This window comes from Streptomyces sp. Xyl84 (assembly GCF_059731885.1).
Genome location: NZ_AP029182.1, coordinates 1,909,106 through 1,926,492, shown reverse-complemented (window position 1 = coordinate 1,926,492; position 17,387 = coordinate 1,909,106). Strand labels below are relative to the sequence as shown.

Here is a 17,387-nt window from a genome sequence, read left to right as displayed (position 1 = left end):
CCCGGAGCCAACGACCGGTCGACTCCGGCCGTGTCGCGGCCGCCGCCGCGCCTCCGCGCCGCCGCGTCACCGTGCGTCGGTGGTTGTCGGGCAGAGCGGGGGCCTGGCCGTCGGTGGCTGCCGGGCGGCGGTGGTCCGGTCGTAGGGCGGCGGTGGCTCGGCCGTCCGGGTGCACTTCCGCGAGCGCCTACCCTTATGGGCATGAGCAGCATCGACCGGAGCCGAGAAGTGGGCGTCACGCGCAGCTACGAGATCCGCACCTACGGGTGCCAGATGAACGTCCACGACTCCGAGCGGCTGGCCGGGCTGCTCGAGGACGCGGGTTACGTACGGGCCCCGGAGGGCTCCGACGGTGACGCGGACGTCGTCGTCTTCAACACCTGCGCCGTCCGGGAGAACGCCGACAACCGGCTCTACGGCAACCTCGGCCACCTCGCCCCGAAGAAGGCGAAGCGGCCCGGGATGCAGATCGCGGTCGGCGGCTGCCTGGCCCAGAAGGACCGCGACACCATCGTCAAGAAGGCGCCCTGGGTCGACGTCGTCTTCGGCACGCACAACATCGGCAAGCTGCCCGTCCTGCTGGAGCGCGCCCGCGTCCAGGAGGAGGCGCAGGTCGAGATCGCCGAGTCGCTGGAGGCGTTCCCCTCCACGCTGCCGACGCGGCGCGAGAGCGCGTACGCGGCCTGGGTGTCCATCTCGGTCGGCTGCAACAACACGTGCACCTTCTGCATCGTCCCGGCGCTGCGCGGCAAGGAGAAGGACCGCCGTCCGGGCGACATCCTCGCCGAGGTCGAGGCCCTGGTCGGCGAGGGCGTCTCCGAGATCACGCTGCTCGGCCAGAACGTCAACGCCTACGGCTCCGACATCGGTGACCGGGAGGCGTTCAGCAAGCTGCTGCGCGCGTGCGGGACGATCGACGGCCTGGAGCGCGTCCGCTTCACCTCCCCGCACCCGCGGGACTTCACCGACGACGTGATCGCCGCCATGGCCGAGACGCCGAACGTGATGCCGCAGCTGCACATGCCCCTGCAGTCCGGCTCCGACACGGTCCTGAAGGCGATGCGCCGCTCCTACCGCCAGGAGCGCTACCTCGGGATCATCGAGAAGGTGCGCGCCGCCATCCCGCACGCCGCGATCACCACCGACATCATCGTGGGCTTCCCCGGCGAGACCGAGGAGGACTTCGAGCAGACGCTGCACGTGGTGCGCGAGGCGCGGTTCGCGCAGGCGTTCACCTTCCAGTACTCCAAGCGGCCCGGCACCCCGGCCGCCGAGATGGACGACCAGATCCCCAAGGAGGTCGTCCAGGCGCGCTACGAGCGGCTCGTCGCCCTCCAGGAGGAGATCTCCTGGGACGAGAACAAGAAGCAGGTCGGCCGCACTCTGGAGCTGATGGTCGCCGAGGGTGAGGGGCGCAAGGACGGCGCCACCCACCGCCTCTCCGGCCGCGCCCCCGACAACCGCCTGGTCCACTTCACCAAGCCCGGCCAGGACGTCCGCCCCGGCGACGTGGTCACCGTCGAGATCACGTACGCCGCCCCGCACCACCTCCTCGCCGAGGGCCCGGTGCTGGAGGTGCGCCGTACCCGCGCGGGCGACGCCTGGGAGAAGCGCACCGCGGCCGGGGCGGCCAAGCCCGCCGGCGTCATGCTGGGCCTGCCGAAGATCGGCGTCCCGGAGCCGCTGCCGGTCGCGGCGAACAGCGGCTGCGGCTGCGACTGACCCGCTTTCGTCCCGCCCACCGGGAGCGTGCCGCGGTCGCGGACGGCTCTGACAGCGCTCACGGACGACACTGACGTGAAGCCGGTGGGCCGGTGTGAGTCGGCCGGTGGCCGGCTGTGAGGCGGTGGACCGGATCCGAGTCCGCCGGGGGACCGGATCCGGGCCGGTCGTGGCCGAACGTGAGCCGATGGAGGGCCCAGGGGCGAGGCGGCCGGGCCGGAGGGGGAGGCCCGTCGTCGTCCGGCGTTCCGGGCTAGTCTGCCGGTCATGCTTGTCGCCGCCGCAGCCTGTCCCTGCCCGCCCCTTCTCGTGCCCGCGGTCGCCCAGGGCGCCGCGCCCGAGCTGGACGCCGCGCGCGCCGCGTGCACGGACGCCCTGGGAGTGCTCGCCGCCGCCCGGCCGGACCGGCTCGTGGTCGTGGGCCCCGCCGAGCAGTCCGGGCGCGGCCCCCACCCGCAGGGAGCCCGGGGGTCGTTCCGCGGCTTCGGCGTGGACCTTGACGTACGGCTGGGGTCGGCCACGGGCAGCGCGCCCGAGCGCGAGCTGCCCCCCTCGCTCGCCGTCGCGGCGTGGCTGCTCGAACGCACCGGCTGGTCGGCCGCCCCCGTCGAGGGGCTGGGCGTCGGTGAGTCCCTGGCAGCGGACCGGTGCCTGGCGGCCGGACGGGACATCGCCGCCCGGCCGGAACGGCTGGCGATGCTGGTGATGGGCGACGGCAGCGCCTGCCGGTCGCTGAAGGCGCCGGGATACCTCGACGAGCGGGCCGAGCCCTTCGACACCGAGGCCGCCCGGGCACTCGGCGCCGCGGACGTCGCGGCCCTCACCGCGCTCGACGCGGAACTGGCGTACGAACTCAAGGTGTCGGGCCGGGCCCCGTGGCAGGTGCTCGCGGGCGCGGCCGAGGACGCGGGCCTGACCGGAGCGCTCCTCTACGACGAGGCACCGTACGGCGTGGGCTACCTGGTGGCCGCCTGGTCCTGACGCCGAGGGGGCCCCGAGCCGACGGGGTGCTCACGGCGCGCCGGGTCGTCGGCGGACGGGGGCTGGCGGACGGTGGACGACCGACGGTTGGCGGCGGACGACGGGCGGAGGTCGGCGGACGGCCGGGACACCATGTCCTGCTCCCGGCCGTCCGCCGGCCTCCGCCGCTCACGCCCCGGGGCCGCCCATGCCCCGGGGACCTCGCTCACGCCCCGGCCGCGTCGCTCAGGACACGGGCGGCGGCCCCTGCGGAGGTTCCTGCGGGGGCGGAGGCGTATGCCCGGCGTCGCCGCCCGGGACCGTGCCCGGACCACCCGTGGCCGGACCGCCTGTGGCCGGGCCACTCGCGTCGGAGCCACCCGGCGCCGTGCCCCCCGCAGTCTCCGTGGGTGCGTCGGCGGTCCCGTGCGGGCCCGGACCCTCCCGGTGCGCGAGCCGGTCCACGGCCTCCTTGGCCTTGCCCGTGCCCGCGTGGATCTTGTCGCTGTACTTGCCCTTGGTCTTCTCGTCGACCATCCTCGCGGCCTTGTCGAGCCCGTGCTCGATCGAGCCCCCGTGGCGCTGTGCGAGGTCCGACACCTTGTCCCTGGCCGGGCCCAGCCTGGCCTTCATGTTGTCCAGCAGACCCATGGTTCACCTTCCCTGGCGGGAGAGCTACCTGCGGGCGCTCTCTCCGGCTCCGTGCCCGGCCGCCTCGTCGGCGGACTGCTGCTTGGGGATCTCCACGCCCTCGGCGGCAGCGCTCCCGGCGGCGGCGCTGTCCTCCTCCGCGCCCGCGGTGTCGCCGCCGTCGTCGGGTGTCCGCGCGGCCTTGACCGCGTCCGCCGTGCCGTCCGCGGCGCCCTCGGCCGCGGCACCGCCGTCCGCCTCGGACCCGGTCGCCGCCGCGCCGCTCGTCACCGCGCCGGCCGGCTCCTCGGCGCCCGGCACCTCCTCAGCCGCCTTCGACCTCCGGAAGATCCTTGCAAAAACGCCCATATCAACTCCATACGTTACTCGTGCGGGCGGCATCCCGCGTAGCCCGGTGCGTCTGTGCGTGATGCTCGAACGACCGCCCGCCGGTATCCGGCCGCGGGAACCTCGCAACGGGCAACGACCCTGTTCGCGTGCCGTCACGTAACTCGTTCGAGGAGCCCGCCGAAGGTTTGCGAGACTGGTGCGGTGAGCAGCGCACCCCCCGCCCCCCGCGTCATCGCCGTCGTCGGCCCCACCGCGGCCGGAAAGTCCGATCTCGGCGTGTTCCTGGCCCAGCGCCTGGGCGGCGAGGTCGTCAACGCCGACTCCATGCAGCTCTACCGAGGGATGGACATCGGCACCGCCAAGCTGACGCCCGAGGAACGCGGTGGCGTACCGCACCACCTCCTGGACGTCTGGGACGTGAGCGTCACTGCCTCCGTCGCCGAGTACCAGCGGCTCGCCCGGGAACACATCGACGCCCTGCTCGCCGAGGGGCGCTGGCCGATCCTGGTCGGCGGCTCCGGGCTGTACGTCCGCGGGGCCGTCGACAACCTGCAGTTCCCCGGTACCGACCCCGAGGTGCGGGCCCGGCTGGAGGAGGAGCTGACGCTGCGCGGCTCGGGCGCCCTGCACGCGCGGCTCGCCGCCGCCGACCCGGAGGCCGCACGCGCCATCCTGCCCAGCAACGGACGCCGTATCGTGCGCGCGCTGGAGGTCATCGAGATCACCGGCCTGCCCTTCACGGCCAACCTCCCGGGTCACGACTCGGTCTACGACACCGTGCAGATCGGCGTCGACGTGGCGCGGCCCGAGCTGGACGAGCGCATCACGCGCCGGGTCGACCGCATGTGGGACGCCGGGCTCGTGGAGGAGGTCCGCGCGCTGGAGGCGCAGGGCCTGCGCGCGGGGCGCACGGCCTCGCGCGCACTCGGGTACCAGCAGGTCCTCGCGGCGCTCGCGGGGGAGTGCACGCTGGAGGAGGCGCGCGCGGAGACCGTGCGTGCCACCAAACGCTTCGCACGCCGCCAGGACTCCTGGTTCCGGCGCGACCCGCGCGTGCACTGGCTGAGCGGAGCCGCCACCGATCTCCGGGAACTTCCGCACCTGGCCATGGCGTTGGTGGAACGACCGGTTACAGCCTGATCACGTGATGGCATCGGGAAGCCCAGGCCGTCATCCAGGCCTCCGGCGCCGTGCCATCATCAAGCTTCGATCGACAGATGAGTCCTGGGTTGGGAGGGCGCGTGGCGATGGAGGCCGGCCCTCGCGACACCGCACAGAGCACGGAGCGCATCACCGCTGCGGACACCGAGCGCGTCACCGAGCGCATCACCGTGGAGCGCGCCGGTGACGACCAGGACGAGGACTCGCTGAGCCCCGACGGCCCGGACGAGACGCAGGGCGGTGTCACGGACGACGGTCCGGAGCCCGAGGAGATGTTCGCCGGGCCCGAGGTCGAGGTCGAGCTGCGCCCGCAGCGGCGGCTGCGCATCTGGCAGCTCGCGCCCATCGTGGGTCTTGCGGCCGTCGGCTCGCTGATGTTCGCCTTCCCGCTGGCCTTCGACGGCGACAGCGGCGCGATGATCGCCATGCTGGGGCTGCTGATCTGCCTCTGCGCGGCAGGCTGGGGCACGATGGCCGCCCGCCGCGTCGGGTACACCTGGCCGGGGCTGCCGCCGCGCGACACCGGCCGGCGGCCCGCCTGGCGCATGATCGGCGTGTACGTCCTGCTGGTCGCCGTGGTCGTCGCCCTGGCGGTGTGGCGCGTCGCGGGCCTGCGCTGAGCACTCGCCGCACCCACCGCGCCCCACGCACCGGCCGCCGCGCCCCCGGCTCCTCCAGGGGCGTCCTCGACCGGTCCAGGGCCTCCTCCGCCGGCCTTTGCGCACCCCCGCCGGTGAGAAGGCCCGCCCCGCGGCCGTGATCGCGGGGTTGTCGTACCCACGCCGTACGATCGAGGCATGAGCACCCGTATCGCCTTCCTCAAGGGGCACGGCACGGAGAACGACTTCGTGATCATCCCCGACCCGGAGAACGCCGTGGAGCTGTCCCCGGCCGCCGTCGCCGCCCTCTGCGACCGCCGCGCGGGCATCGGCGGCGACGGCGTGCTGCACGTCGTGCGCGCCGCCGCGCACCCGGAGGCCCGGGAGATGGCGGCCGAGGCGGAGTGGTTCATGGACTACCGCAACGGCGACGGTTCCGTCGCGGAGATGTGCGGCAACGGCGTACGCGTGTTCGCGCGCTACCTCCAGCACGCCGGGCACGCGACGGAGGGCGACCTCACCCTCGCCACCCGCGGGGGCGTGAAGACGGTGCACATCGCCAAGGACGGTGACATCACGGTGGGCATGGGCAGGGCCCGGCTCCCGGAGGGCGACGTCACCGTGAGCGTCGGCGAGCGCGAGTGGCCCGCGCGCAACGTCAACATGGGCAATCCGCACGCGGTCGCCTTCGTCGACGACCTCGCGGACGCCGGGGACCTGCTCTCCCCGCCCCCGTTCCGCCCGGCCGCCGCCTACCCGGACGGGGTCAACGTCGAGTTCGTCGTCGACCGCGGCCCCCGCCACGTCGCGATGCGCGTGCACGAACGCGGTTCCGGCGAGACCCGCTCCTGCGGCACCGGCGCGTGTGCCGTCGCCGTGGCCGCCGCCCGCCGCGACGGCGCCGACCCCGCGGCCGCGGGCACGCCGGTGACGTACCGCGTCGACGTGCCCGGCGGCACCCTGGTCATCACCGAGCGGGCGGACGGCGAGATCGAGATGACCGGCCCCGCCGTGATCGTGGCCGAGGGCGAGATCGACACGGAATGGCTGGAAACAGCGGTCGGCTGACTCAGGACCCGGCCCAAGATCGCAGGGCCGGAGCCCGCCCTGCCGGGCAGGACCCAGGCCGCGGGGGCGGGCCCCGGGGGAAATCCACGGGTGCCCGCTTGTCACCTGACCGAAAACCGTAAACCTCCCGAGCCATCGCTCGAATGGGTGATCCGTTTCACGCTCTCCGAGAGGCGGTCGGCTGAGGGTGCTGGGCTCGATAGCATCAAGCACCGGCCCGGACGGGGGATCCGACGCCAACCCCTGAGCCGCGTACGCCCTGGGGCATCCCGTCCGCCGGTCCACGCAGCCGGAGGTGCCCATGAGTGCGGATGCCACAAACCCTGCGGCCCCGGGCCCGGTGGCGCCGTCGGCGCCCCGGAGGCGGGCCCGCCCGCGGATCGACCTGCGCCGACTGGGCCGGGCCGCCCTGCTCGGCCCCACCGCCCGCGACCGCCTCCCGGACGCCATCGGGCACGTCGCCGAGGCACACCGCGCCCACTTCCCCGACGCCGACCTCGAACCCCTGCGCCACGCCTACCTGCTGGCCGAGTCCTCGCACCGCGGCCAGATGCGCAAGAGCGGCGAGCCCTACATCACGCACCCGCTCGCCGTCACCCTCATCCTCGCCGAACTCGGTGCCGAGACCACCACGTTGACGGCCTCCCTGCTGCACGACACGGTCGAGGACACCGACGTGACGCTCGACCAGGTCGGCGACCAGTTCGGCGCGGAGGTCCGCTACCTCGTCGACGGCGTCACCAAACTGGAGAAGGTCGACTACGGCGCCGCCGCCGAACCCGAGACCTTCCGCAAGATGCTCGTCGCCACCGGCAACGACGTCCGCGTGATGTCGATCAAACTCGCCGACCGGCTGCACAACATGCGCACCCTCGGCGTCATGCGTCCGGAGAAACAGGCCCGCATCGCCAAGGTGACCAGGGACGTGCTCATCCCGCTCGCCGAACGGCTCGGTGTGCAGGCGCTCAAGACGGAACTGGAGGACCTGGTCTTCGCGATCCTCCACCCCGAGGAGTACGCGCACATCCGCGAACTGATCGAGGAGAACGCGAGCCGTCCCCACGACCCGCTCACCGAGGTGGCCGAGCAGGTCCGGGGCGTGCTGCGCGAGGCCGGCATCAGCGCGGAAGTCCTGGTCAGGCCACGGCACTTCGTCTCCCTGCACCGCGTGGCCCGCAAACGCGGCCGGCTGCGCGGCTGCGACTTCGGCCGGCTGCTCGTCCTGGTGAACGAGGACGCCGACTGCTACGCCGTCCTCGGTGAACTGCACACCTGTATGACCCCGGTCGTCGCCGAGTTCAAGGACTTCATCGCCGTACCCAAGTTCAACCTGTACCAGTCGCTGCACACCGCCGTCGCCCTTCCGCCGTCCCGCCCGGACGGATCCGAGCGGGCGGCCACGGACGGCCAGGTCGTCGAGGTCCTCATCCGCACCCACCAGATGCACAAGACCGCGGAGGCCGGGGTCGTCGCGCTCGGCAACCCCTACGCGCCGCCCGCGGAGGACCAGCCGACGGGCGACGGCGAGCGCGTCGACCCGACGCGCCCCGGCTGGCTCTCCCGGCTGCTCGACTGGCAGCAGGCGGCCCCCGACCCGGACACCTTCTGGTCCACGCTCCGCGAGGACCTGGCCCAGGACCGCGAGATCACCGTCTTCCGCCCCGACGGCGGCACGCTCGGCCTCCCCGCCGGCGCCAGCTGCATCGACGCCGCCTACGCCCAGTACGGCGAGGACGCGCACGCGTGCATCGGCGCCCGCGTCAACGGGCGTCTGGCCAGGCTGAGCACCGTCCTGCAGGACGGCGACACCGTCCAGCTCCTGATGGGCCAGGACCCCGCTTCCGAGCCCTCCCGTGAGTGGCTGGAGCACGCCCACACCCCCGCCGCCCGCATCGCCATCCAGCGGTGGCTCGCCGCACATCCCGCCCCGGCCGACGACCCGGACGCCACGTCCGGGACCCGCGAGGACACCTCCCCGGGAGCGGCGGACACCACAGGGGGCCTCGGCGGGCTCACCGGGGTGGACGGACCGGGCGCGCTCACCCCCGGTGGAGCCGGCCGCCCCGGACAGGCCGGTGGGCCCGTGACGGCCGAAGGGGGCGGCGCAGCCGCGCCGCCCGCGCGGGAGGAGCGCCCAGGCACGGCCACCGTGGTCGTCGCCGACCTGCCCCGCGCCCCCGTACGGCTCGCGGGCTGCTGTACGCCCGTGCCGCCCGACCGCATCACCGCCTTCGCCGTGCGCGGGGGCGCGGTGACGGTGCACCGCGTGGAGTGCGCCACGGTCGCGCGGATGAAGAGCGCGGGGCGCGCGGAGATCGGCGTGCGCTGGGGCGACACCGCCGCCTGCCGCGTGACCCTGCTCGCCGAATCGTTCGGCCGCCCGCACCTGCTCGCCGATCTGACCGAGGCCATCGCCCTCGAAGGCGTCGAGATCGTCTCGGCCACCGTGGCCCCGCCGGCCCAGCAGCGCGTCCACCACACGTACACCCTGCAGCTCCCCGACGCCGCCCGTCTGCCCGCCCTCATGCGGGCGATGCGCAACGTCCCGGGCGTCTACGACGTGAGCCGCGCCCAGTCGCAGGCGCCGGGGGACTGAGCCAGGGTCCGACGGCCGCGGCCCGGCGCGGGCACCCGCCGCGCACGTCCGTCGCCCCCGGCGCCCGCCCGGCGCGGGCGCCCGCACCCCGGCGGACGCGTCCGGCGGCGCGCCCGGCGTGCGCGGAGTGAACTCCGCGCACGCCGCGCACCTCCGGAACACCGCATGCGCCGACGCGGTCCGCGCGCACTCCCGAGGGCCCCGTTCGAGTGGGAAGGGCGCGCGTCGCCGCCGCAGCGGCGCCGCGCGCTGATAGCCGTGGTGCATGCCGCGCACCCTCCGCCCCCGTGTCCCGCGTCGCCTCAGAACCCTCAAGGCGACCCTCCTCGCGTCCGCCGCGTCCGGCGCCTGCGCCTGTCTCCTCGCCGCGAGCGCCCCGCCCACCGCGCTCGGCGTGGGCGACCGGCTCTTCCCGCAGCTGGGCAACCCCGGATACGACGTGACGTCGTACGACCTCTCCTTCACCTTCACCGGGGACAACAGCAAGCCGCTGCGGGCCGTCACCACCATCGACGTCCGGCCGACCCACGATCTCGACCGCCTGAACCTCGACTTCACGCACGGCGAGGTCGACTCCGTGGAGGTCGACGGACTCCCGGCCCGCTTCGCCGCCGCGGGGGAGGACCTGGTGGTCACTCCCCAGGTCCCGCTGCCCGGGCGCGGCTGGGCGCGCATCACGGTGCACCACACCAGCGACCCGGTGTCCGAGAAGGGCCGGGACGGCGGCTGGGTGCGCACCGCGGACGGGCTCGCCATGGCCAACCAGGCCGACGTCGCCCACCTGGTGTTCCCGTGCAACGACCACCCCTCCGACAAGGCGAGGTTCACCTTCCACGTCACCGTGCCCGAGGGGTACACGGCCGTCGCCAACGGCCTGCCCGCCGGTACCGCCCGAAGGGGCGGACAGATCACGTGGACGTACCGCACCCGGCACCCCATGGCCACCGAACTCGCGCAGGTCTCCATCGGCCGCTCCACCGTCCTGCACCGCACCGGCCCGCACGGCCTGCCCGTGCGCGACGTCGTCCCCACCGGGGACCGCGAGGCGCTCGAACCCTGGCTGGCCAGGACCCCCGGCCAGATCGCCTGGATGGAGAGCAAGGTCGGACGCTACCCGTTGGAGACGTACGGCCTGCTCATGGCGTCCGCCACCACCGGTTTCGAACTGGAGACGCAGACCCTCTCCCTCTTCGAGAAGGAACTGTTCACCGATCCCGCCTGGCCCAAGTGGTACGTGGAGTCGGTGATGGTGCACGAACTGTCCCACCAGTGGTTCGGCGACAGCGTCAGTCCGCGCAGCTGGTCCGACCTGTGGCTCAACGAGGGACACGCGACCTGGTACGAGGCCCTGTACGCCGACGAGAAGGCGCACAAGTCCATGGAGGCCCGGATGAAGGCCGCCTACGGGGCCTCCGACCGCTGGCGTGAGGCCGGAGGGCCGCCCGCGCTGCCCAAGCCGCCCAAGGCCGGCCAGAAGATCGGCATCTTCCGCGCGAACGTCTACGACGGCGCGGCTCTCGTCCTCTACGCCCTGCGCCAGGAGATCGGCAGGCCGGCCTTCGAACGGCTGGAGCGCGCCTGGGTGCGCGAGCACCGGGACTCGACGGCGAACACGGCGGACTTCGAGCGCCTCGCCTCGGCCGTCGCCGGACGGGACCTCGGCGGCTTCTTCAAGGCGTGGCTCTACGGTGTGAAGACGCCGCCCATGCCGGGCCACCCGGACTGGAAGCAGACACCGCCGCCCAGGACCGCACCGGCGAAGGCGGCACAGACGGCGAAGACGTCCGCACCGGCGAAAGCGGCAGCGACGAGGACGGTGGTGAAGGCCGAGCGGGCGCGGGGCGCCCACCGGAAGCAGTGAGCGGGCGAAGCGGCGAGACGGACAGCCGGGCAGCCGGGAATAACGCCGTGACGAGACGGGCCGTGCCGTGCGACGATCGTCGGGTCGGCACGGCACGGCGCACGGGAATCTCCCGGGGCACCCGCGCGTTGTGTGAAGTGACGGATCAGCTGTCGAGGCGCCTCGCCTTCGGCCGCGACCCCGTCGCCGCACCACGGATTCCCAACGACGTAAGGACCCAATGACCTCCTCTTCTTCCTCTTCCCAGGCCGCCAAGCGCCTCGCGCACACCTATCCCGAAGGTCTCCGGGCCGATGCCCTGATGGAAGAGGACGTCGCCTGGAGCCACGAGATCGACGGAGAGCGGGACGGCGACCAGTTCGACCGCTCCGAGCGCGCGGCCCTGCGCCGTGTCGCGGGTCTCTCCACCGAGCTGGAGGACGTCACCGAGGTCGAGTACCGGCAGCTCCGTCTGGAGCGCGTGGTGCTCGTCGGCGTCTGGACCTCGGGGACCGTGCACGACGCGGAGAACTCTCTCGCCGAGCTGGCCGCCCTCGCGGAGACCGCGGGCGCGGTCGTCCTCGACGGTGTGATCCAGCGCCGCGACAAGCCGGACGCGGCCACCTACATCGGCTCCGGCAAGGCCGGCGAGCTGCGCGACATCGTCCTGGAGACGGGCGCGGACACCGTCATCTGCGACGGTGAGCTGAGCCCTGGCCAGCTGATCCACCTCGAGGACGTCGTCAAGGTCAAGGTCATCGACCGTACGGCGCTGATCCTGGACATCTTCGCCCAGCACGCCAAGTCCCGCGAGGGCAAGGCGCAGGTCGCGCTCGCGCAGATGCAGTACATGCTGCCGCGGCTGCGCGGCTGGGGCCAGTCGCTGTCCCGGCAGATGGGCGGCGGCAAGGGCGGCGGTCTCGCCACCCGCGGTCCCGGTGAGACCAAGATCGAGACGGACCGGCGGCGGATCCGCGAGAAGATGGCCAAGATGCGCCGGGAGATCGCGGCCATGAAGACCGGCCGTGAGATCAAGCGCCAGGAGCGGCGCCGCAACAAGGTGCCGTCCGTCGCCATCGCGGGCTACACCAACGCCGGCAAGTCCTCCCTGCTCAACCGCCTCACCGGCGCCGGCGTCCTGGTCGAGAACGCGCTGTTCGCGACCCTGGACCCGACCGTGCGCCGGGCCGAGACGCCGAGCGGGCGGCTGTACACGCTGGCCGACACGGTCGGCTTCGTCCGGCACCTGCCGCACCACCTGGTCGAGGCGTTCCGCTCCACCATGGAGGAGGTCGGCGACTCCGACCTGATCCTGCACGTGGTCGACGGCTCGCACCCGGACCCGGAGGAGCAGCTGGCCGCCGTGCGCGAGGTGATCAGGGACGTCGGCGCCACCGGCGTACCCGAGATCGTCGTGGTGAACAAGGCGGACGCGGCCGACCCGCTGGTGCTGCAGCGGCTGCTGCGGGTGGAGAAGCACTCGATCGCGGTCTCGGCCCGCACCGGCCGCGGCATCGCGGAGCTGCTCGCCATGATCGACGACGAGCTGCCGCGGCCCTCCGTGGAGATCGAGGCGCTCGTGCCCTACACGCACGGCAAGCTGGTCGCCCGGGCCCACACCGAGGGCGAGGTGATCTCCGAGGAGCACACGGCGGAGGGCACCCTGCTCAGGGCACTGGTGCACGAGGAGCTGGCCGCGGACCTGACGCCGTACACGCCGGTTCCCGCGCTCTGACCCGCTCGGCGGCCACCACCGGGGCAAGCAGCACACGGGCCCGCCCCCCTTCGACGTAAGGGGGGCGGGCCCGAGTCATGCCGGTGTCACCGGCCGCCGTAGGTCCGGCTCATGTTCTCGTACAGCGCCTCGGCGCCCTTGCCCAGCTGCGGGCCCGCGAGCCAGGTGTTGTCGGACGGACCGATGGAGGTGTTGGAGACCAGTTCCGTCTTCCCGCCCACCACGCGGAACCAGCCGCCGCCTGAGGACCCGCCGGTCATGGTGCAGCCGATCCGGTACATCGTCGGCAGGGACGGGCTCAGCGACAGCCGGCCCGGCCGGTCCAGGCAGCGGAACATCGTCAGACCGTTGTACGGCGGCGCGGCCGGGTATCCCCAGGCACCCATCGTGGCGACCTGCGGCGCCTGCGGGGCGGAGAAGTCCACGTCGAGTGCGGCCCCGACCGTCTCCTCCAGCGACTTCGCACCGGTCTCCGGCTTCACGTGCAGCACGGCGTAGTCGTACGCGGCACCGGCACCGCCCGTCTCCGAGCCGCCCTGGATCCACTGGCCCGAGGTGGACGCCCAGTCGGCCCACCAGGCGCCGTACGGGGCGACCTCGGCCGGACTGGCGTCGCTCAGCTGCGACGCGGACCGGCCGAGGTCGTTGTAGGCGGGCACGAAGGCGATGTTGCGGTACCAGCCGCCGCCCTGGCCGGCGTGCACGCAGTGCCCCGCCGTCCACACCAGGTTCGACCTGCCCGGGTGGTTGACGTCCTTGACGACCGTGCCGGAGCAGACCATCGACCCCTGGGGGGAGTCGAAGAAGACCTTGCCGACCGGGGCCGCGTGCTGGTGGTACGGGGTCTTCTCGGCCTGGGCCTGGACGGGGCGCGGCGCCGGGTCGCTGACGCCCTGGCCTGCGGCGGCGTCCTGGGTGGACACCGTCTTGTCGGCCTCCTTGGCGGACTTCATCCGCTCAGGCTTCCAGAGCCCCTTGATCACCGGGTTGACGAAGTCCTCGGCGGCGCTGAGCCACTTGTCCTTGTCCCAGTTCTTCCAGCCGCCGTTCTTCCACCGGCCGACGTCGATCCCGTGCTCCTTGAGCCTCTTCGCGAGGTCGGCCGGGACGTGGGCCCTGCCGTCGCCGCTGCCCGCGGCCTGCGAACCGCTGGTGCCGGGCTTGCCGCTCGCGTCGTCGCCCGAGTCGTTGCAGGCCGTGGCGGTGAGCGTCAGCGCCGCGACGAGACCGGTGGCGGCGAGGGCAGTGCCCCGGCGCGCGCGCCGGGGCACTGCGGACGTACGTGTGGAACGCATGATGTGAGGAACCCCCGTTGGTTCGTGTGTGTGCTGCCCCACTATGCAGGTGGGGACGGGTACGAACGGCGGTGGGGTGGTGAAGGTTTCCGTAGGGCACCCCACCGCCGTGGCCGGGTCACCGGCCTGCGGCCGTGCTCACTGCCCGGCGAACTTCTTGCTGACCGAGTCGTAGACGCCCCTGGCCACCGTGCCCAGCCGCGGACCGGCCAGCCAGCCCGTCGTCACCGGGCCGATCGAGGTGTTGGACACCAGCGCCGGCTTGCCGTCCGTGCCCTTCTCGACCCAGCCGCCGCCGGAGGAACCGCCGGTCATGGTGCAGCCGATGCGGTACATCGTCGGGTCGGGGGCCGCGACCGACAGGCGTCCCGGCTTGTCCTGGCACTGGTACAGCGACTGTCCGTCGTACGGCGGCGCGGCCGGGTAGCCGGTCGCGGTGATGCTCTGCACCTTCGGTACGGCCGGCGCGTCGAAGTTCACCGGGAGCGCCGAACCGACCGTCTCCTCCAGCGACTTGCCCTTGCCGCCCTTCTCCGGAGTGACGTGGATGACGGCGAAGTCATAGCTCGCGCCCTGCCCGCCGGTCGCGCCGCCCTGCTTGATCCACTGGTCGGAGGTCTGCGCCCAGTCGCCCCACCACACCCCGTACGGGGCGACCTGCTCCCGTGCGGCGCCCTGCAGTTGAGCGGTGCTGCGGCCCGCGTCGTTGTACGACGGCACGAAGGCGATGTTGCGGTACCAGCCGCCCTTCTTGCCGGCGTGCACGCAGTGCCCCGCCGTCCACACCAGGTCGGACTTGCCGGGGTGGGCCGGGTCCTCGACGACCGTGGCCGAACAGACCATCGTGCCTTCGGGGGAGTCGAAGAAGACCTTGCCCGCCGTAGCCGCGTTGGTGTGGTAGGGCGGCGCCACCTTCTGCGCCTGCACGGGCGCCGGAGCCGGGTCCGTGACGCCCTGGTCACCGGAGATGTCGTTGTCGTCGACGCGCTTGTCCGGGTCGTTGGCCCGGCGCATCCGGTCCGGGTCCCACAGGCCCTGGATGATCGGGTTGACGAAGTCGTTCGCCTCGCGCAGCCAGTCGTCCTTGTTCCAGTTCTTCCAGGCGCCGTTCTTCCACTTGTCGATGTCGATCCCGTGCTCCTTGAGCCTCTTCCGGATGTCGTCCGGGATCGTGATCTTGCCGTCGCCCGTGGCCCCCGAGTCACCGGCGGCCGCGGAGGCGGAGGGCCGTCCGGCCGCGTCGGTGTCGTCCGAGTTGCAGCCGGTGGCGGTGAGCGCGAGAGTCGAGACCAGTGCGACGGCGGCCAGCGAGGGGAACGGCGAGCGCCGGGCGCGCCCTCCCCGGCGAACGGTGACGGATGGGCGTATGGGTCGCATGTTTCGACTCCCCCTGCTGTGAACGGACATGCTGATACCGCCGGGCCGGCACACCGGTCCCGGGTGGGACACGGGCCTCGGCCACGGCGGCCGGAACGGCACCACACACTATGCGTTCGCTGTGGGCCACCGCCCACGGAACGGCAACGGTTCGGCTACAAGCCGTCTGACCTGGCCGGTCATCCGGAGACCTCCCGGTTCGGCACCGGTTCGCCGAAGGGGGAGCGGAAACGGCGCCGGTACTCGGTGGGCGTCGTGCCGAGCCGGCGGCGGAACGCCCGGACCAGCGTGTCCGCCGTCCCGAACCCGCACACCGACACGATGCGTTCGAGGGTGGCGTCGGTGGACTCCAGCTGACCGCGCGCCGCTTCCACGCGGGCCGCTTCCACGTACGCGCTCGGCGTCATGCCCAGCTCCGCCTTGAAGACCCGGGTCAACTGCCGCTCGCTGAGACGGGCGTGCTCGGCCAGGTCCGCCACGGTGAGCTGTTCCCCGAGGTGCCGCAGGATGTGGTGGCGGAGTTCCTCCACGCGCCGCGTCCGCGACACGGGTTCCAGCGGAACGCTGAACTGGCTCTGCCCGCTGGGCCGTTTCAGGTACATCACCAACTGGCGGGCGACGCGCAGCGCGACCGTCTCGCCGAAGTCGTCGGCGACGAGAGCGAGCGACAGGTCGAGGCAGGCGCTGATCCCCGCGCCGGTCCAGGTGTCGCCCTCCCGGATGAAGATCGGATCGGCGTCGACCTGCACCGCAGGGTGCTCGTCGGCGAGTTGCCGGGCGGTCGACCAGTGGGTGGTGGCGCGTTTGCCGTCGAGGAGACCCGCGGCGGCCAGGAGGTGCGCCCCCACACAGACGGAGGCGACTCTCCGCGCCCGGCGGGCGAGCGTCCTCACCCGTTCGACCACCAAGGGGTCGGTCCGGGCCCGCACCCCCTGCCCGCCGTCCGCCTCGACGGAACCGGGCACGATGAGGGTGTCGACGCCGCCTCGTGCCACCTCCTCGAAGGTGGTGTCGGGGAGCAGGCGTACACCGGCGGACGTGGTGACGGGGTCCCTCGTCTCGGCGGCGAGGACCACCCGGTAACCCGTCGGCTCCGGCATCTCGCGCTGGACCAGGGAGAACACCTCGGGCGGACCGGTGACGTCGAGCAGGTCGACCCCCTCGAAGAGAACGATGACGACGAGTCGTTCCACGACGCTCACGGGATCTCCGTCCGTTCGGCGGAACCGGTGTCCGCTGCTGCTTCCCGGAACCTGCGTCCGGAACTGATGTCTGGATCTGCAGGTTAGGCGACATTGCCGACACGCGGCGGCGGCTCGTAGGTTCAAGTGCGTGGCCGGTCACCGCACGGACGGCCGCGTTCCAGGAACCCGGGCGACTTCGACTGCCCGGTGCATCGGCTGAGGGGTACTTCCATGACGACCACGACTCTCCGCGAACTGAACGGCCTCGACGCGACGCCGGCTTCGCTCGCGCACTCGACCCTGATCCTGGTCGACTACCAGAACACCTACGTCGGCGGAGTGATGGAGCTGGAAGGCTGGCAGGCCGCGCTCGACTCCGCCGCCGCCCTGCTGGCCCGGGCCCGGCAGGCGGGCGCCAAGGTCATCCACGTCGTCCACGACGGCGGCGAAGGCACCCCGTACGACATCGGCGCGGAGATCGGCGGGATCCACCCGAGCGTCGCGCCGTCCGAGGGCGAGCCCGTAGTCGTGAAGAAGGCGCCCAACGCGTTCGTCGACACCGAACTCGGCAAGCACGTCGACGCGGCCGGCAACGAGGACGTCATCGTCATCGGATTCATGACGCACATGTGCGTGCTGTTCACCACCGAGGGCGCCTTCCTGCGCGGCAACCGGCCCACGGTGGTCGCCGACGCGTGCGCGACGCGCCCGCTCCAGGCGGTGGGCACCTGGCTGGACGCCCGGCAGATCCACCAGAGCGCCCTGGCGACGATCGGAGACCTCTACGGCGTCGTCGTCGAGTCGCAGGCGTCCCTGACCTGAGCCGGGCTGCTCCGTGCAGCGGGTCCCGCGCCCGCCTGACCGTGATC

At 72.9% G+C, this 17,387-nt stretch carries 14 protein-coding genes; 9 read left to right on the top strand and 5 right to left on the bottom strand.

Annotation, left to right across the window (positions count from 1 at the left end; all coding sequences use genetic code 11):
- The first annotated feature begins 201 nt into the window (after positions 1-201).
- Positions 202-1,722, top strand: a complete 1,521-nt coding sequence (gene miaB, locus AC6I72_RS08170) for a tRNA (N6-isopentenyl adenosine(37)-C2)-methylthiotransferase MiaB (protein ID WP_498000201.1) — start codon at positions 202-204, stop codon at positions 1,720-1,722.
- Between the two features lie 267 nt (positions 1,723-1,989).
- Positions 1,990-2,703: a class III extradiol dioxygenase subunit B-like domain-containing protein gene (locus AC6I72_RS08165; protein WP_498000200.1), complete on the top strand. Its 714-nt coding sequence runs from the start codon at positions 1,990-1,992 to the stop codon at positions 2,701-2,703.
- A gap of 225 nt (positions 2,704-2,928) precedes the next feature.
- On the opposite strand, the gene AC6I72_RS08160 is transcribed toward AC6I72_RS08165, so the two are convergent.
- Positions 2,929-3,333, bottom strand: a complete 405-nt coding sequence (locus AC6I72_RS08160) for an antitoxin (RefSeq protein WP_498000199.1) — start codon at positions 3,331-3,333, stop codon at positions 2,929-2,931.
- Positions 3,334-3,357: 24 nt separating this feature from the next.
- On the bottom strand, positions 3,358-3,681 hold the full coding sequence (locus AC6I72_RS08155) for a hypothetical protein (RefSeq protein ID WP_498000198.1): 324 nt from the start codon (positions 3,679-3,681) through the stop codon (positions 3,358-3,360).
- A gap of 183 nt (positions 3,682-3,864) precedes the next feature.
- Between AC6I72_RS08155 and miaA the strand changes: the two genes are divergently transcribed.
- From miaA to hflX, 6 genes are all read left to right on the top strand, one after another.
- Positions 3,865-4,803, top strand: a complete 939-nt coding sequence (miaA, locus tag AC6I72_RS08150) for a tRNA (adenosine(37)-N6)-dimethylallyltransferase MiaA (protein ID WP_498000197.1) — start codon at positions 3,865-3,867, stop codon at positions 4,801-4,803.
- A 107-nt stretch (positions 4,804-4,910) separates the two neighbouring features.
- Entirely contained in the window at positions 4,911-5,444 is a 534-nt protein-coding gene (locus AC6I72_RS08145; RefSeq protein ID WP_498004623.1) for a hypothetical protein, read from the top strand.
- A 177-nt stretch (positions 5,445-5,621) separates the two neighbouring features.
- On the top strand, positions 5,622-6,491 hold the full coding sequence (gene dapF, locus AC6I72_RS08140; RefSeq protein ID WP_498000196.1) for a diaminopimelate epimerase: 870 nt from the start codon (positions 5,622-5,624) through the stop codon (positions 6,489-6,491).
- 301 nt (positions 6,492-6,792) lie between these two features.
- The gene (locus AC6I72_RS08135; RefSeq protein WP_498000195.1) at positions 6,793-9,087 is read left to right on the top strand and encodes a RelA/SpoT family protein; all 2,295 of its coding nucleotides are present in this window, start codon (positions 6,793-6,795) and stop codon (positions 9,085-9,087) included.
- Between the two features lie 265 nt (positions 9,088-9,352).
- Positions 9,353-10,948 (top strand): M1 family metallopeptidase, encoded by a 1,596-nt coding sequence (locus tag AC6I72_RS08130; protein WP_498000194.1) that lies wholly within the window; start codon positions 9,353-9,355, stop codon positions 10,946-10,948.
- A 220-nt stretch (positions 10,949-11,168) separates the two neighbouring features.
- Positions 11,169-12,662, top strand: a complete 1,494-nt coding sequence (hflX, locus tag AC6I72_RS08125) for a GTPase HflX (protein WP_498000193.1) — start codon at positions 11,169-11,171, stop codon at positions 12,660-12,662.
- A gap of 86 nt (positions 12,663-12,748) precedes the next feature.
- On the opposite strand, the gene AC6I72_RS08120 is transcribed toward hflX, so the two are convergent.
- From AC6I72_RS08120 to AC6I72_RS08110, 3 genes are all read right to left on the bottom strand, one after another.
- Positions 12,749-13,957 (bottom strand): trypsin-like serine peptidase, encoded by a 1,209-nt coding sequence (locus tag AC6I72_RS08120; RefSeq protein WP_498000192.1) that lies wholly within the window; start codon positions 13,955-13,957, stop codon positions 12,749-12,751.
- Positions 13,958-14,095: 138 nt separating this feature from the next.
- Positions 14,096-15,334, bottom strand: a complete 1,239-nt coding sequence (locus tag AC6I72_RS08115) for a trypsin-like serine peptidase (RefSeq protein ID WP_498000191.1) — start codon at positions 15,332-15,334, stop codon at positions 14,096-14,098.
- A gap of 179 nt (positions 15,335-15,513) precedes the next feature.
- On the bottom strand, positions 15,514-16,536 hold the full coding sequence (locus tag AC6I72_RS08110; RefSeq protein ID WP_498000190.1) for a GlxA family transcriptional regulator: 1,023 nt from the start codon (positions 16,534-16,536) through the stop codon (positions 15,514-15,516).
- Between the two features lie 213 nt (positions 16,537-16,749).
- On the opposite strand from AC6I72_RS08110, the gene AC6I72_RS08105 reads away from it, so the two are divergent.
- On the top strand, positions 16,750-17,340 hold the full coding sequence (locus AC6I72_RS08105; protein ID WP_498000189.1) for a cysteine hydrolase family protein: 591 nt from the start codon (positions 16,750-16,752) through the stop codon (positions 17,338-17,340).
- The last annotated feature ends 47 nt before the right edge of the window (positions 17,341-17,387 follow it).

Bases quoted from the DNA above. Each gene is read 5' to 3' on its own strand.
- miaB (WP_498000201.1), top strand. From the start codon at position 202: ATGAGCAGCATCGACCGGAGCCGAGAAGTGGGCGTCACGCGCAGCTAC.
- AC6I72_RS08165 (WP_498000200.1), top strand. From the start codon at position 1,990: ATGCTTGTCGCCGCCGCAGCCTGTCCCTGCCCGCCCCTTCTCGTGCCC.
- AC6I72_RS08160 (WP_498000199.1), bottom strand. From the start codon at position 3,333: ATGGGTCTGCTGGACAACATGAAGGCCAGGCTGGGCCCGGCCAGGGAC.
- AC6I72_RS08155 (WP_498000198.1), bottom strand. From the start codon at position 3,681: ATGGGCGTTTTTGCAAGGATCTTCCGGAGGTCGAAGGCGGCTGAGGAG.
- AC6I72_RS08145 (WP_498004623.1), top strand. From the start codon at position 4,911: ATGGAGGCCGGCCCTCGCGACACCGCACAGAGCACGGAGCGCATCACC.
- dapF (WP_498000196.1), top strand. From the start codon at position 5,622: ATGAGCACCCGTATCGCCTTCCTCAAGGGGCACGGCACGGAGAACGAC.
- AC6I72_RS08135 (WP_498000195.1), top strand. From the start codon at position 6,793: ATGAGTGCGGATGCCACAAACCCTGCGGCCCCGGGCCCGGTGGCGCCG.
- AC6I72_RS08130 (WP_498000194.1), top strand. From the start codon at position 9,353: ATGCCGCGCACCCTCCGCCCCCGTGTCCCGCGTCGCCTCAGAACCCTC.
- hflX (WP_498000193.1), top strand. From the start codon at position 11,169: ATGACCTCCTCTTCTTCCTCTTCCCAGGCCGCCAAGCGCCTCGCGCAC.
- AC6I72_RS08120 (WP_498000192.1), bottom strand. From the start codon at position 13,957: ATGCGTTCCACACGTACGTCCGCAGTGCCCCGGCGCGCGCGCCGGGGC.
- AC6I72_RS08115 (WP_498000191.1), bottom strand. From the start codon at position 15,334: ATGCGACCCATACGCCCATCCGTCACCGTTCGCCGGGGAGGGCGCGCC.
- AC6I72_RS08105 (WP_498000189.1), top strand. From the start codon at position 16,750: ATGACGACCACGACTCTCCGCGAACTGAACGGCCTCGACGCGACGCCG.